General features: G+C 57.2%; 11 protein-coding genes. 10 read left to right on the top strand and 1 reads right to left on the bottom strand.

Going from position 1 to position 15,228, the window contains the following annotated elements; all coding sequences use genetic code 11:
- The first annotated feature begins 9 nt into the window (after positions 1-9).
- The 10 genes from VDP61_RS01540 (at position 10) to VDP61_RS01495 (ending at position 13,607) form a co-directional block, all read left to right on the top strand.
- On the top strand, positions 10-2,082 hold the full coding sequence (locus tag VDP61_RS01540; RefSeq protein ID WP_323005172.1) for a type VI secretion system Vgr family protein: 2,073 nt from the start codon (positions 10-12) through the stop codon (positions 2,080-2,082).
- A gap of 7 nt (positions 2,083-2,089) precedes the next feature.
- Complete coding sequence (locus tag VDP61_RS01535) at positions 2,090-2,716, top strand: DUF6931 family protein (protein WP_323005171.1); 627 nt, start codon at positions 2,090-2,092, stop codon at positions 2,714-2,716.
- Positions 2,717-2,722: 6 nt separating this feature from the next.
- On the top strand, positions 2,723-3,040 hold the full coding sequence (locus tag VDP61_RS01530; protein WP_323005170.1) for a PAAR domain-containing protein: 318 nt from the start codon (positions 2,723-2,725) through the stop codon (positions 3,038-3,040).
- 7 nt (positions 3,041-3,047) lie between these two features.
- Positions 3,048-4,661, top strand: a complete 1,614-nt coding sequence (gene tagH, locus VDP61_RS01525) for a type VI secretion system-associated FHA domain protein TagH (RefSeq protein WP_323005169.1) — start codon at positions 3,048-3,050, stop codon at positions 4,659-4,661.
- Positions 4,662-4,733: 72 nt separating this feature from the next.
- Positions 4,734-6,074 carry a type VI secretion system baseplate subunit TssK gene (gene tssK / locus VDP61_RS01520; RefSeq protein WP_323005168.1) on the top strand — a complete coding sequence of 447 codons (1,341 nt, stop codon included), beginning with the start codon at positions 4,734-4,736 and terminating at the stop codon, positions 6,072-6,074.
- 21 nt (positions 6,075-6,095) lie between these two features.
- A complete protein-coding gene (tssL, locus tag VDP61_RS01515; RefSeq protein WP_323005167.1) occupies positions 6,096-7,520 on the top strand; it encodes a type VI secretion system protein TssL, long form in 1,425 nt (474 codons plus the stop codon).
- Positions 7,520-11,110 (top strand): type VI secretion system membrane subunit TssM, encoded by a 3,591-nt coding sequence (gene tssM / locus VDP61_RS01510; RefSeq protein WP_323005166.1) that lies wholly within the window; start codon positions 7,520-7,522, stop codon positions 11,108-11,110. The genes tssL and tssM overlap by 1 nt, the downstream gene beginning before the upstream one ends.
- Positions 11,110-11,790, top strand: a complete 681-nt coding sequence (gene tagF / locus VDP61_RS01505) for a type VI secretion system-associated protein TagF (RefSeq protein ID WP_323005165.1) — start codon at positions 11,110-11,112, stop codon at positions 11,788-11,790. Before tssM ends, tagF begins: the two co-directional genes overlap by 1 nt.
- The gene (locus VDP61_RS01500) at positions 11,787-12,497 is read left to right on the top strand and encodes a PP2C family protein-serine/threonine phosphatase (RefSeq protein WP_323005164.1); all 711 of its coding nucleotides are present in this window, start codon (positions 11,787-11,789) and stop codon (positions 12,495-12,497) included. Before tagF ends, VDP61_RS01500 begins: the two co-directional genes overlap by 4 nt.
- Positions 12,498-12,734: 237 nt before the next feature.
- Positions 12,735-13,607 (top strand): M15 family metallopeptidase, encoded by an 873-nt coding sequence (locus VDP61_RS01495; protein WP_323005163.1) that lies wholly within the window; start codon positions 12,735-12,737, stop codon positions 13,605-13,607.
- 376 nt (positions 13,608-13,983) lie between these two features.
- Here the strand turns inward: VDP61_RS01495 and VDP61_RS01490 are convergent, their stop codons facing one another.
- A complete protein-coding gene (locus tag VDP61_RS01490) occupies positions 13,984-15,222 on the bottom strand; it encodes a saccharopine dehydrogenase family protein (protein WP_323005162.1) in 1,239 nt (412 codons plus the stop codon).
- Positions 15,223-15,228 lie beyond the last annotated feature (6 nt).

The following is a 15,228-nucleotide window of genomic DNA, read 5'->3' as shown; positions in this document are numbered from 1 at the left end:
GATAAAATTATGGCCGACCAAGCAATTTTAGAGAACCGAAAGCTCCGGATGAAGGGACCTCTTCCGGAAACCCAAATGTTTATCAAGGCCGCCCGTGTTGATGAAGGCTTAAGCAAGCTGACGGAAATGACTGTCGATTTCATGTCACCGGATAGAAAGCTTGATCTGGGCAAGGTGGTGGGCAAGTCGATTACCGTCAAGATAATGACCGGTGAAGATGCCAGCCGCGATTGGCGCGAATTTGTCGGCACCTGTGTCGAGGCCCAGTATATCGGCCTGCACGAAGGCTATGGGTATTATTCGCTAGAGGTGCGGCCGTGGCTTTGGTTTCTGACGCGAACCCGCAACAACCGCATTTTTCAGGACTTGAACGCGATTGATATCATCAAGAAAGTCTTGGGCGACCATGGGTTTGCCGATTTTACCGTACAGCTTAGCCGTACCCCCGATGTGCGGGTCTATACGGTGCAATACAACGAAAGCGACTATGATTTCATTTGCCGCTTGATGGAGGAAGAAGGGATTTATTTCTATTCCACCGTCAAGGCGAGCGTTGACCATTTGATGATCGTTGATGACATCGGCGCGCATAGCCCGGTTGAAGATGCCGCGTCGATCAAGTTTTTCCTGCGAGAGGCGACGTATCGGCGCAACGAAGACCATGTGTTTGAATGGCGCGGTGCCGAGGCGGTGACCCCGGGCAAAGTGACCCTGAAGGACTGGAACTTTGAAAAGCCAAAAGCCGATCTGAAAACGGCCAAGGCGCTGCCAAGGGGGGGGCACAGCCACAAGGGCTATGAGCTGTACCGCTACCCCGGCAGTTACCGCGAAACGGCCCTGGGTGATATTTATGCCCGCATTGAAATGGAGGCGAACGCCGCCGAATTTCAGGTTCGCCATGGCATCGGCAATGTTCGCACGCTTGCCACCGGGGCTACTTTCAAGCTGACTGATCATTTCCGCGATGATGAGAATCAGGATTACCTGATCTTGTCGGGCATCCACATGATGCAGATCGAGCCCGATGCGACAGATGAAAGCCAGGAGGTGCAGGATAACGACAAGGTGCCGCATACCATCACGTTTGAAAAAGAGAACCGTGATGTCTATCGCTGCATGTTTTCGGCCTTACCCAAGGCGACGCCTTTTCGGGCTAAACGCACAACACCATGGCCGCGCATTCCGGGCATCTTGATTGCCAAGGTGACGGGCCCGAAGGGCGAAGAGATTTACACCGATAAATATGGCCGCATCAAAGTGCAGTTCCCATGGGACCGCGACGGCAAGAATGACGAAAAGACCACCTGCTGGGTGCGGGTGACAACGCCGTGGTCCGGGAAAAACTGGGGCATGATCCACGTTCCCCGCATCGGCCAAGAGGTCGTGATCCAATTCGAAGACGGCGACCCGGATCGCCCGATTTGCACAGGCATGCTCTACAACGCCGATACGATGCCGCCTTATGCTTTGCCCGACAATATGACGCAATCCGGCATCAAAACCAACAGTTCCAAAGGCGGCGACGGGTTTAATGAGCTGATGATGGAGGATAAAAAGGGCGAAGAACTGGTGCGACTTCAATCTGAAAAAGATTATGTCGAGATCATCAAGAACAATGCCACCATCACCATCGGCATGGAGAAAAAAGACCCTGGCGATCTGACCCAGACAATTTACGCCAACAAAACTGAAACCATCAAGACGGGGGATATGACCTTTACGGTCGAAACCGGGTCCGAACATCGTGACATCAAGACGGACAAAAACGAAAAAATCGGCGCCAATTCCGACTTGAAGGTCGATGGCAACGTGACTGCTGCCGTTAAAGGTGATCAAACCCATGAAACCAAAGGCAAGTTTGATGAAAAGGTAACGGGTAGTTTTTCGTCGGATGTGACAGGGTCGGTCACAATTGAATCCAAGCAGAAAATCGTACTGAAGGTCGGCGGCAACTCTATCGCCATTGATCAGTCAGGCATCACGATCAAAGGGATCATGATCGAGACAAAAGCCAGCGGTATGGCAACACATAAAGCAAGCGGGATCATGGTGATCCAGGGCTCGCTTGTGAATATCAACTGAGGATGTCATGACACAGCGTTTTGCAGCCCTCAAAAAAATCCCGCCAGAGCCTGCGGCCAGAATGTTGGCGATGGCGAACACCAAATTGCAGACCCCGATTGCAGCGCCCGCCAGTGCTGCGATTGAAATTGTGCTAAAGGAACTGGACGCCAAGGGTGCCAAGATTGACATGTTGCGCCTGCTGTCGGTCGCCCTCCCCCCGCGTGAGGCGACTTGGTGGGCCTGCCTTGCCGGCCATGATCTGATTGGCCCGGAGCCCAAGCTTGTGCCGCCGCCCTTAGCCTGTGCAGAGCGCTGGGTATTCAAGCCGACGCCGGAAAACCGTATCGCGGTGCGTGATGCCTATGAAACCGCCGATATGGATGATGATACGACATTTTGTGCAATGGCGGCCCTGTATGCCGATGGCACGCTTGGCCCCGGTGACCTGAATGAGACACCGGCCCCGCCCAATGGCGTCTCTGCGGCCGTGTTTGCCATGAACCTGTTGTCGATGAAGATGAATGTCGAACGGATGCAAGTGCATCTTGATATTCTGATTGATCGTGCGGTTGATATTGCCCGGGGCGGCAATGGCAACATCAAGGCTGGTTCTGCTTCGGGTACGAAACCCATCGCCCCGGCAGAAGGATGATCTGATATGCCCGGCCCCCCCCAAGCCCGCGTTTTCGACATGCATATCTGTCCGATGTGCGCGCCACCCGCCCCGGTTCCTGTGCCGGTGCCAATGCCGATCTTGCCCCCCTGTGAGGTGACGGTGCTTGTCGCCAAAATGCCCGCAGCCCGCATGGGGGATATGTGTGCCTCGGTGACGCCGCCGGCGCCGCATCCGATTGCAAAGGGTTCCATGACGGTTATGATAGGCAAGAAACCAGCGGCGCGCATCGGTATGGACCTGTGCGCAGGGGGTGGGGTTATCTTGCCGCCGGGCGCTGTAACTGTCTTTACCGGAGGCTGATGCCTGAATGTCTGTAACACTGCGATTTCAATCGACGGGCGCTGTGCCCGGTGACGGTGCGCCGATCGTCATGATCGGCCCCAGCCTGACTATTGGTCGCGGGCCGGAAAATGATGTCGTGCTGCCCGACCCGGATCGCCTGATCTCAAAAAATCATTGCGCGATAGAGGATAATAACGGCGACGTGACCGTAGTGGATTTTTCCACCAACGGCACCTTTTTGAACTACGGAAAAAACGCATTGGGCCGGGTGCCAACGCCGCTGAATGACGGCGATGTGCTGTCGATGGGGGCCTATGAAATGGTTGTTGCCATTTCCTCCAGCACCTCATCCGACCCGCTGGCAGGGCTACCGCCGCCGGTCGATGATGCCCCGGTGTCCCATGGCAAGGCCGCCGCCTCGCCCCAAAGCCTGTTGGATTTGCTGGATGATCCGGGGTCGAAACGGGCTGACTTTCTGGATGACCTGATGGGGGGGCAGGCCCCGCGCGGCCCTTCGCAGGTCATTCGTGAGGATGCGATTGACAGCCTGATGTTGCCCAATGTCGGTGATGGTGATGACCCTATTCTTGGCCCGCTGCCTGACCCGCTGGATGATGCAACCGGCGCTTCGCTTGGCGAGCATGGGCCCTCGATCTCGGACAGCTTTTCGGCGCGCAGGCAGGCCCCCTCGGTGATACCGGATGATTGGGACGATGATTTCCTAAGCCCGGCAGCACCGCCCCCCGCCCCAAACCCGCCCGCCCAAAACCCTGTCGCCTCCAAGCCGGTGGCCGATTTGCCACCCTTGGCTGATAAGGACTTGCTGCCGCCAACGCAGGCCAGCCCCTTACCCGCAGCCCCGGAAAAGCCAAAGCCGGCACCCGCCAGCGAGGATATACCGCAGGGCGATGAATGCTCGCCTTTTGCGGCGGCGGTTTCGTCCAAAGTGGCGTCTTCGGTTGTTCCGCCACCGCCGCCTGTACAGCGCAATGCCGCTGCCCGCCCGTCAGTTGTGGCGGCCAAGCCGGTGCCACACGCGGCCCCCGCTGCCACAGGCAACAACCATGACGCCGCCCGTGCCTTTTTGCGCGGTGCCGGGGTAGAGGACCTGTCGATCCCCGATGATCAACTGCAAGAAACCATGGAGCGTCTGGGCGGGGTCATGCACACGCTGATCGCTGGTTTGCGTGAAATTCTGATGACCCGCACGTCGATCAAATCCGAGTTTCGGATCGAGAAAACCGAGCTGTCAGCCGGCGGCAACAACCCCTTGAAATTTGCGCTTAGCCCCGAACATGCCGTTGAATTCATTGTGAAGCCGCGCAAGGGCTATATGCCCGCAGCCGAGGCGGTAGAGGAAGCGTTGGGCGATATCAAAGCGCATGAGGTCGCAATGGTCACCGGCATGGAGGCCGCGATCAAGGACGTGCTGGCGCGGCTGGACCCCAAGACATTAGAAGAAAAAATCGGTAAGGGTGGCGGCTTTGCCGATATGCTCAAAGGCCGCAAATCGCGCTATTGGGAAACCTATGAAAAACTGTTTGCCGAGATTTCCGAGCAGGCCGAGCATGATTTTCATGAGTTTTTCAGCAAGGAATTTGCCAAGGCTTACAAAAAGCAATTGGAAAGATTGAAATGACAGATACACCAAGGGCGGCTAGGATTGCCCTGAAGGAATTTGGATCACGGAATTTGGTTGGAGGAGTTGGCAGTGTCCTGGGATAGCAAGGTTCTCTGGACCGAGGGGCTGTTTTTGCAGCCTCATCACTTTCAACAGGCAGACCGATATGCCGAAGGGCTTATCAGCGGTCTGGCGCGGCGGGTTGCGCCCTATTTATGGGGTGTGAACGCGCTTGAGATTGACGACGAGGTTTTGAAGATTGGCAAATTCTCCATCAAGGGCTGTTCTGGCCTGACCCCGGATGGCGCCACCTTTCGCGTGCCGCAATCCGTCGATCATCCGCCTGCGCTGACTGTGCCCGAGGAAACAAAGGATTGCGTGGTCTACCTGTCGGTTCCGCAGCGCCGCCAAGGCGTGCTGGAAGTGGATATGACCGGGGCCGAACGCTCTGCCGCCCGCTTTCGCCCGGCTGAAATAGAGGTCACCGATACCACGGGCGAGGGGCGCAAACCCGTTACCCTGGGTGTTGGCAAGATGCGGCTGCAATTCGCGCTGGAAGTGGATGATCTGGCCGATCGCCTGACAATCCCGATTGCCCGCATAATAGAGCGTAAGCCTGACGGCGAGGTGGTGCTGGACAAGGGCTTTATGCCGTCTTGTCTGGATGTGCGCGCAGCCCCCACCCTGGGCGCGTTCTTGCAGGAACTGGAGGGGCTTTTGGGCCACCGCGTCAAGGCGCTTGCCGGGCGGTTGTCGGAAAGTGGAACCACCAAGGGTGTGGCCGAAATTCAGGACTTTTTGCTGCTGATGTGCGTGAACCGCGCCTTGCCGGTGTTTCGCAATATGCTGGAGATGGAAAACATTCACCCCGCCGACCTGCACCGATGCTGCATTGCATTGGCGGGAGAGTTGGCAACCTTCATGGCCGCCGACAAGGTTGCGCCGGTCTTTCCACCTTATCAGCACGCCAATTTGACCGCGACATTCGCGCCGGTGATCCGCAGCTTGCGGCAATACCTGTCGTCGGTTCTGGAACAGACTGCCGTGTCCATCGCGCTAGAGGCCCGCAAATATGGCATCAGCGTTGGGATCATTGCCGATCGCAAGCTGATTTCCACAGCGGGTTTCGTGCTGGCGGTCAAGGCCGATATTCCTGCCGAAACCGTTCGCCGGCATTTTGCCGGGCAGGCCAAAATCGGCCCCGTCGAGGAAATTCGCCAGCTTGTGAACTCGGCCCTGCCGGGGATTACCTTGCGCCCCTTGCCGGTGGCGCCGCGTCAGGTGCCGTATCATTCCGGGGTGGTTTACTTTGAACTTGACCGGGAAAGCCCCTATTGGCGCAAGATGACAACCTCGGGCGGCATCGCGGTGCATGTCTCGGGCGACTACCCCGGCCTGACGATGGAGCTGTGGGCGATACGCTTGTCTTAAGGGTGACAGAAGGATTGAGCCATGTCGAATAATGACCCTTTTGCAGAGCCGGACGATTCCGAACGGACCGTCATTCGGCCCAATCCGGCAGGGCGCCGCCCCGCTGGCGGTGCTGGTGCTGGGGGCGTGCCGAACTATCCGGCGCAAACGCCAGCACCCGCGCAAGGTCAACAGGGTAATTTGGGCTATGGTATACCGCAGCCCACGGCGCAGGCCGCCCCTGACAGTGGCAAAAGCGCTGAATCCCCGATAGCGCTGGCGATGACCGGAATGAACCGGCTGAACGCGGCGGCGGCAACCCTGTTTGCATTGGTAAGCCGCATCCGCAACCGCGCGCAGCATATGGAGCCGGAAACACTGCGCCGCAATGTCGTGGCCGAAATCCGCGGCTTTGAATCTCGGGCCATTCAGGGCGGCGTGGACCCGCAGCAGGTCAAGGTGGCGCGCTATGCGATTTGCGCCACGATTGATGATGTGGTGCTGAACACGCCCTGGGGTGAACAATCCATCTGGGGCATGCAGTCGATGGTTGGCACGTTCCACCGCGAAACGGTTGGCGGCGACCGTTTTTATGATGTTCTGGCCCGGTTGGAGCAAGACCCATCAAACAATATCGAACTGTTGGAGTTCTTGTACATGTGCCTGTCACTTGGCTTTGATGGGCGTTTGCGCGTCGAACAGGGCGGAGTCGACAAGCATTTACAGATTCGCAATGGTCTTGCCCGTATCATTCGCGCCCAACGCGGCCCCGCAGAGCAAGACCTGTCGCCACATTGGCAAGGCGTCGACCGCCCGCACAAGGCGCTGTCGGCGTGGAAGCCGGTTTATATCGCTGTGGGGGCAATTGCGGCGCTGCTGTCGATCAGTTTCGGCGGCATCTCTATCGCGCTTGGTGGCCAGACTGAACGGTTGCTGGGGCAGCTTGGTGCGGTTGATCCGGGCCGCCCGCCGGTGCTGGAACGCCCGGCCCCGCCCCCTCCTCCCCCTCCGCCGCCGCCCGGCCCCGATCAGGTGCAAGTGGTTTCGGGTTTTCTGGAAAAAGAGATCAAGGCCGAAACCATCAAGGTTTTTCAGGACGCCAATACCCTGACCGTGCGCATCAATGGCAATGGCATGTTTGGCTCGGGGTCTGACAGCCTGTCCAAGGACATCGAAGACACGATTTCCCGGCTGACAAAGGCGATGGACGGCCAAAAGGGCAAGATCATCGTGGTGGGCCATTCCGACAACGTGCCGATAAAATCTTCGCGGTTTCCGTCCAACATGCACCTGTCACTGGCCCGCGCCGAAGCGGTCAAGGCTTTCATGGAGAAAATGTTGACCGACGCCAGCCGCATTTCAGCCGAGGGCCGATCCGACAAAGAGCCGATTGAATCCAACGATACACGCGAAGGTCGCGCCGCGAACCGCCGGATCGAGATCGTTCTGCTAAGGGAAGAAAGCTGATGATCAACCGTTTTATCCGGCCGCTTTTCCGTTCGCTTTACACGGCGATCTTGTTCAGCACCTTTCTGATTTGCTGTGCGCTTTGGTATTTTGGCCCGATGCTGCCTTGGGGCGGCATCTACCCGTTTGAAACATTTTATGCCCGCGCCGTTGCAACCAGCGTTTTGATGGGCATCGCGATTTTTGTGGTCTTGCTGATTTTTCTGCTGCGCCGCCGCCGCAACAGAAAAATGACTGATGATATCGTCGCCTCGGTCGAGGAATCCGGCGCGGATGAGGATGAGGTCTTAAAGGGCGAAATGGATGAAATGCGGGGCAAGCTGAAGACCGCTTTGACCACGCTGCGCAAATCCAAACTGGGGCGCAAATCGCTGTATGAGCTGCCCTGGTATGTGATGATAGGCCCGCCCGGCGCGGGTAAAACCACGGCGATTGTGAACTCTGGCCTGAAGTTTCCGCTGGCTGAAGAAATGGGAAAAGCCTCGATCGGGGGGGTGGGGGGCACGCGCAACTGTGATTGGTGGTTTACCGATGCTGCCGTTTTGATTGATACGGCGGGCCGCTACACCACGCAAGAAAGCGATGCCGAAGGCGATAACGCCGGCTGGCTTGGCTTTCTTAATCTGCTTAAACGTCACCGCAAACGCCAGCCGATCAATGGGGCGCTGATTGCGATTTCTCTGTCCGATCTGTCGATGCAAGATGAGGTGACGCAGGCCAGCCACGCCAAGGCCATCCGCCGCCGCTTGCATGAATTGCGTGAAAAGCTGGGCGTGCGCTTTCCGGTCTATGTGCTGTTTACCAAGGGCGATCTGATTGCGGGCTTTGCTGAATTTTTTGATAATCTGGGCAAGGATGCGCGCGAACAGGTCTGGGGATTCACCTTTCCGCTGGATAAGGCGACCAAGAAAAACACCCCGCCCATCGCCCTGTTTGATGAAGAATTTTCCGGCCTTTTGACCCAGCTTAACACCCAGTCGCTGGAACGGATGCAAGCGGAAACCGACCATCAGCGCCGCAGCCTGATCGCAGGCTTTCCGGGGCAGGTGGCAAGCGTGCGGCAAGTTGCACGCGATTTCCTTAATGAGGTGTTTCTTGAAAGCAAGTTTGAGCATCGGCACATGCTGCGCGGTGTTTACTTTACGTCCGGCACCCAGGAAGGCACGCCGATTGACCGCCTGATGATGGGCATGGCCCGCACCTTTGGCATCGGGCGGCAGGCGATCGGCTCGGGCAAGGGTACGGGGCGGTCTTTTTTCCTTACACGATTGTTTGAATCGGTGGTGTTCAAAGAGGCGGGGCTGGTTTCGGCAGATGACAAGGTTGAACGCCGCTATCGCTGGATCCGGCGTGCAGCCATTGCGGCAACCATTCTTGTTGCCTTGACGGCAGGGGGGCTTTGGACCCGCAGCTACCTGGCCAACAGCGCCATGATCGCCGATGCAACCGACAGGTTGAATGCCTATCAGGCCGCTGCGTCTGAAATTCCGTCCAACCCGATTGCCGATAGTGATCTGGTTTCCGTCATTCCTGCGCTGAACATCCTTTATGAGATTCCCAGCAACAAGGCGCGTGGTGAGGCCGCAACCATCGCGCCCGAGGGCTCTGGATATGGGCTGTTTCAGGGGGATGTGATCGGCGATCAGGCTGCGCAATCGTACCGTGCGGCACTGAACCAGCACTATCTGCCCCGGTTGCTTTTGCGGCTGGAGGATCAGATTCAGGGGAATATCAACAACCCGGATGTTCTTTATGAAACGCTGAAAGTCTATCTGATGCTGGGCCAGCAAGGCCCGCTGAACACTGAATTCATCGCTGAATGGATGAACCAGGACTGGGATCTGTCCTTTCCTGGCCCGTCCCGGCAATCTTTGCGTGACGACCTGAACCGGCATCTGCAAGCCATGCTGGCGCAACCGATGCTGAAGGTGTCGCTGAATGGGCCATTGGTGGAACAGGCGCAAACCCTGCTGGCGGCGATGCCGATGGCGCAGCGCATTTACAACGGCATCATCAACAGCCCCAAGGCGCTTGATCTGCCACAATGGCGAATCGTTGATGTGGGGGGGCCAGCGGTGACGCGGGCGCTGGTGCGGTCATCGGGCAAGCCGCTGACCGAAGGGGTCGAAGGCATCTTTACCTACCGCGGCTTCAACACCGTGTTTCTGGAAGAGGCGCTGTCGGTTGCCCGCCGTATTCAAAATGAAAACTGGGTTCTGGGCGCGCAAGCGGGCGGCGACCAGTCGGATGCCGCAATTCTGGCGCTGACCCGGGATGTGCTCGATCTTTATTACAACGATTATACCGCGCGCTATGAAGGCATCTTGTCGGATGTCGACATCATTCCGATGGAATCGCTGCGCCATTCGGTTGAGGTGACGAATATCCTTGCCGGGCCAACCTCGCCTATCGTCAACCTGCTGAATGCCATTTCGGATGAAACAAAACTGACCGAAGATCGCAGCGCCGTCAGCACCGAGGCGATTGGGGATGGCGTCAATGCGGTTGCGAACCTTGAGCTGAAATCCCTGTTGTCGGTGCAGGCGCAAACTTTTCTTTTCGCGCTTGAAAATGCCGAAGCCGCGTCAGGCGCCAAGCCCAAGCCACCCGGCCGCTATGTCGAGGATCGTTTTTCCTGGCTGCATGATCTGGTAAACCGCCCCGAGGGTCAGCAGTCGCAGCTGGATGAACTTATCCAGATTCTGGATGAGGTGTACCGCGAGATGAGCAAGCTGTCGTTTTCCGGCGTGGCGAATGCGTCGACCGACCCTGAAAGCAGCGCCATCTTTCATCTGACCCAAGCGACCGAGCGCTTGCCCGGACCGATGCAACGGTGGACTACCCAAATCGCCACCGGCTCTTCCGGGATCACGGCTGACGGCAATCGCTCGGCGATCAACGCCAAGTGGCAAAGCGCGGTGCTGCCATTTTGCGAACAGTCCTTGAATGACCGTTATCCGCTGAACCGCCGTGCGCAAAATGAGGTGGGCATCCAGGACTTTACCCGGATGTTTGCGCCGGGTGGGTTGCTCGACGCGTTCTTTGTTGAAAACCTGGAGAAATTTGTCGATGTCAGCAATCGTCCGTGGGTCTGGAAACGGGTGAACGACGCTGATCTGGGCATTTCGCCAGATGTCTTGTTGCAGTTTGAACATGCCGCCACTATCCGCGCCGCTTTCTTTCCCACCGGCGCTACGCCTTCGATCAACTTCCAGATCACGCCTGAGGCACTGGACCCCAAAGCCACCTCTGTCCGGTTGGAAATTGATGGCACCATCGTAGAGTTTGCCCAGGGGCAAGGCCAGCCGGCACCTGCTGCGGTGCAGTGGCCGGGTGCGGCGGGCTTTGGCAGCATCACGTTTTCTCCGCCCGGCCAAGGCACGGAAAGCAAGCTGCGCCGCGATGGAGCGTGGGGCTGGTTTCGGTTGCTTGATGCTGCGGAAACGCGCAACACCAGCGTTTCCGACAAAAAACGCGTGATCTTCAACATCGGTGGCCGCATTGCGATTTTCCAGATGCAATCCGGCTCTTCGCTCAATCCGTTTGCTTTGCCTTCGCTCAGCAAATTCAGCTGTCCAAAGTCGTTTTGATGGGGGTGCGGTTCGGGGCCTTTGGCAAACTGCCTGCGTTGGGTGATTTCTTGCGGATGGATCTGCCGCAGGGCTTCATTGACCCGTGGGATCGCTGGTTGCAAGAGGGGCTTTTGGCCACAAGATCTGCCTTGGCGGACCGTTGGCAAGATTGCTATTTCTCGGCGCCGATCTGGCGTTTCAACCTGTCAGCGGGGCTTTTGGGGGCGGCCCCGGTGATGGGGGTGATGATGTCTTCGGTGGACCGGGTGGGCCGCCAGTTTCCCCTGACCTTGGCCGCGCCGATGCCTGATGGCAACCCGGCCTTGCTTGATCATTTTCTATCCACGCCGACCTTTGAGACATTGGAAGACATCGCGCTGGCCGCGCTAGAGGATGACATGACGCGCGATGCGCTGAAGATGCGGCTTGCCAGCGTTTCTGCCCCGATGCGGCCCGGCAACATCTCTATCAAGCAGGCGCAAGGCGGCATGGTCGTAACCGGCGCTGCACCCGAAGCCTTTGTACCCGAGCTTGCGGCAGGGCTTTCAGCCGGGGCGTTTCGCAAGCCCTCGGTCTGGTCGGCCCAGGGCGAGGATGGCATGCGGATGATGGTGTGCGAGGGTCTGCCAGCCGGCGGGCAAATGCTGGGCCTATTCGATATGGCCGCGCAAGTCTGGAAGAATGAGGAAACAGAATGACGATCCGCTTTAGCGCCGCTACCCATGTCGGGCGTGTCCGCAAAATCAATGAAGACAGCATTCTGGCGCTGCCCGATCAGAAAATCTGGGTGGTGGCCGATGGTATGGGCGGTCATGCTGCGGGTGATTACGCCAGCCAGACCATCGTCGATACCATCGCGATGATAGAACCCGATCTGCCGCCCGGCGATTTGATGCGGGGGCTGCGGCAGGCCATCTTGCAGGCGCATGGCATCATCCGCGATGAGGCAAAAGCCAAAAACCTTGGCACGATCGGGGCCACCATCGTCGCGCTTATTCTGACCGATGAACATTTCGTTGCCTTCTGGGCGGGTGACAGCCGCCTTTATCGCTTTCGCGATGGAAAGATGGCAATGCTGACAACCGATCATTCGCTGGTTGCCGAACTGGTACTGTCAGGCGAATTATCGTGGGATGAGGCCGAGTTGCACCCGCAATCCAACGCTATCACCCGCGCTGTTGGTGTGGGTGATGAGCTGGAGCTTGATAAAATTCGCGGTGATGTTGTCAGCGGAGATCGGCTTTTGCTGTGCTCGGATGGGTTGACGAAATACGCAACCTTCAACACCCTTGAGAAGATGGTGATTGGCGCCCCGATCGAAACAATCGCCGACCAGTTGATAGGGTTTGCCTTGGATGCGGGCGGCGGGGACAATATTTCGATCATTGTAATTGATGTGATCTGACGTGTCTGTCGGGCCGGTTTTTGGCCTGTTGGCCGCGCCCCTGAAAAGGCCGGGTGCCGATATCACCTGTTATGAGGGCCTGCATCGTTTCAGAATATATGGGTGATGCTTTGCTTGCCAAAGCAAGCTGCACCCGCCCGGTAGCGGGCTGGTGCGTCTGGGTAAATCTGTTTCTTTGAGGTAAGAAATGCGCTATTGTCATTTGACGAATAACCAATTGAAATATCGGCCCTGAATATGCGTCTCATTCCCGCCCTTGCCATTGCAGGCGCCGTTGTTGCGCTGCCCTTGATCTGGATCGGCTCGGCCTATTTTTTTGCTCCGCCAGATCCTGATGGCGCGGGTAAACCGCTGTTTTCCAACGCGCCTGCTGGTTCGGCGGTGGATAGTGCGGCGCGGATTGAAATTGAAATATTGCGCCAGCAGATGGAAGATCTGCAAAAACGTCTTGGCACGGTTGAGGATGACCTTACCCGCCTGCAAAATATGCCGCGCGACCCCACTGACTTTGGCAATCAAGGCAGTGATGAACCGCTGGAGCGGCTTGGCGATAACCAAATTCTGGACAGCTATGCCCAGACGGTTTTGATCGCTGGGCGCCGCAAAATCAACGAAGGTCTGTCGGTATCGCGCCCCAGCTTTCTGATTGAAATGTTCGGCCTGCCGCGCGAACAGCTTTCGGATGATTGCGAATCGATGACCAACCCGAAGCTGAAAGAAATGTTGATTACCGGCGATGTTGGCCCGATTCGGGTGTCAATGCTGCGCCCTGCTGTGGCGTCGATGACTCGGGTGTTTGAAAAGGTGAAAGCGGTTGATGTTGATCTTTACAACCGCATCTCTACCGCCGGTGCGCTGTGTGTGCGGCGTATTCGCGGCTCGCAAAGCTCGGTCTCGGCGCATGCTTTTGGGCTGGCGGTTGACTTGAACATTGACGGCCATCTTGACACGCTGGGCGATGGCAAGACCCAGTTGGGCCTGACCATCCTGTCTGATTTCTTTCAAGAGGAAGGTTGGTTCTGGGGGGCCGCCTTTTCGCGCGAAGACAGCATGCATTTTGAGGTCGCCAAGGAAACCATCGAAAAGTGGCGCTCTGCGGGTGAGATTTAGCGGCCGGGTTCGGGCATTGCTGAAATCACCTTGGCATCAGCCAGCCCCGCAGCAGGTCTTGTTCAAAAGGCCGCTTGGAATGGGCTGGGTTTCAAGCCAAAGGCGAAACGCTGTAAGCGTTTCGCCTGAAACCTAACTCACATATCGCTAGCTGAAATCAAAGATTTAAACGCGTTATGTGATTGGCCTTGTTTGAAATTAAAAGCTATAGCAAAGCGAATAGGGTTCACCCGAAATCTGAACCTTCACTTTGCCACATAGACAGCTTCCCTTGATCATCCGCTATCCTGCCTTTGCGCCCCGAATGATTTGAAGGTAGCGTGAACGCCTCAGCACCCCCCAAACCGTCGCTGCGCAAACTTGCAAGCGCCAATCGCTACAGATCCAGCGCCCGGTCGCCTGCGGCATCCTTGATCCGTGTCGGCAGGCCCATCCTGGCCAGCATCCCAAGAAATGGTTTGGGATCAAGGTCTTCGACATTGGCCATATGCCCCACATCCCAAACGCCGCTCGCGATCAGCACCGCGGCAGCCACGGGCGGCACCCCGGCGGTATACGAAATACCCTGACTGCCCACCTCCTCATACGCAGCCTTGTGGTCAGAAATGTTATAGACAAACACCTCCACCGGCTTGCCGTTTTTGCTGCCCTTCACGAAATCACCGATGCAGGTTTTGCCGGTGTAATTTGGGGCAAGGCTGCTTGGGTCGGGCAGGACAGCTTTCACCAGCTTCAGCGGCACCACTTCCAGCCCTTCGGCGGTGGTAACCGGCTGTTCCGAGAGCAGGCCAAGGTTTTGTAAAACGGTGAAAACATTGATGTAATGGTCGCCAAACCCCATCCAGAACCGTACATCGGCATGGGGGTAACGCGCCGCCAGAGAATGCACCTCATCATGGCCCGACAGATAGGATTTCTGGCGTCCCACGACGGGCAAATCATCTTCGCGCCCAACCTCGAACATCTTGTTCTCGGTCCATTCGCCATTTTGCCAAGCGTAAACGGTGCCGGTAAATTCGCGAAAGTTGATTTCAGGGTCAAAATTGGTGCTGAAATACCTGCCATGATCGCCGGCATTGATATCGACGATATCAATGCTGTGCACTTCATCCATACATTCATCCACGGCATAGCGCGCAAAGGCATTCACCACGCCGGGGTCAAACCCGGCGCCCAAGATAGCCGTCACACCCGCAGCCTTGCAGGCCTCGCGTTTTTTCCACTCATAATTGCCATACCACGGCGGGGTTTCGCAAATCTTGGCCGGGTCTTCGTGGATTGCGGTATCAATATAGGCGGCACCCGCCGCGATGCAGGCGTCCAATACCGTCATGTTGACAAAAGGAGAGCCGACATTGATCACGATCTGCGCGCCCGTCTGACGGATCAGCGTTGTCACTGCGTCAACATCCATCGCATCCAACGCATAGGCATGAAACGGCCCCGGCACTTTCATCGCCGCTTTGTCGCGCACGGTTTGAATGATCGCCTCACATTTGGCGACGGTGCGGCTGGCGATATGCAAATCGCCCAAAACATCGTTATTTTGTGCGCATTTATGCGCTACGACCTGCGCCACACCCCCGGCACCGATGATCAGAACATTGCGTTTCATAGTCAG

This window comes from Pseudorhodobacter sp. (assembly GCF_034675685.1).
GTDB lineage: Bacteria > Pseudomonadota > Alphaproteobacteria > Rhodobacterales > Rhodobacteraceae > Pseudorhodobacter.
The sequence above is the reverse complement of the archived record's forward strand: the minus strand, read 5'-3'. Positions and strand labels throughout refer to the sequence as shown.

Bases quoted from the DNA above. Each gene is read 5' to 3' on its own strand.
- VDP61_RS01540 (WP_323005172.1), top strand. From the start codon at position 10: ATGGCCGACCAAGCAATTTTAGAGAACCGAAAGCTCCGGATGAAGGGA.
- VDP61_RS01535 (WP_323005171.1), top strand. From the start codon at position 2,090: ATGACACAGCGTTTTGCAGCCCTCAAAAAAATCCCGCCAGAGCCTGCG.
- VDP61_RS01530 (WP_323005170.1), top strand. From the start codon at position 2,723: ATGCCCGGCCCCCCCCAAGCCCGCGTTTTCGACATGCATATCTGTCCG.
- tagH (WP_323005169.1), top strand. From the start codon at position 3,048: ATGTCTGTAACACTGCGATTTCAATCGACGGGCGCTGTGCCCGGTGAC.
- tssL (WP_323005167.1), top strand. From the start codon at position 6,096: ATGTCGAATAATGACCCTTTTGCAGAGCCGGACGATTCCGAACGGACC.
- tssM (WP_323005166.1), top strand. From the start codon at position 7,520: ATGATCAACCGTTTTATCCGGCCGCTTTTCCGTTCGCTTTACACGGCG.
- tagF (WP_323005165.1), top strand. From the start codon at position 11,110: ATGGGGGTGCGGTTCGGGGCCTTTGGCAAACTGCCTGCGTTGGGTGAT.
- VDP61_RS01500 (WP_323005164.1), top strand. From the start codon at position 11,787: ATGACGATCCGCTTTAGCGCCGCTACCCATGTCGGGCGTGTCCGCAAA.
- VDP61_RS01495 (WP_323005163.1), top strand. From the start codon at position 12,735: ATGCGTCTCATTCCCGCCCTTGCCATTGCAGGCGCCGTTGTTGCGCTG.
- VDP61_RS01490 (WP_323005162.1), bottom strand. From the start codon at position 15,222: ATGAAACGCAATGTTCTGATCATCGGTGCCGGGGGTGTGGCGCAGGTC.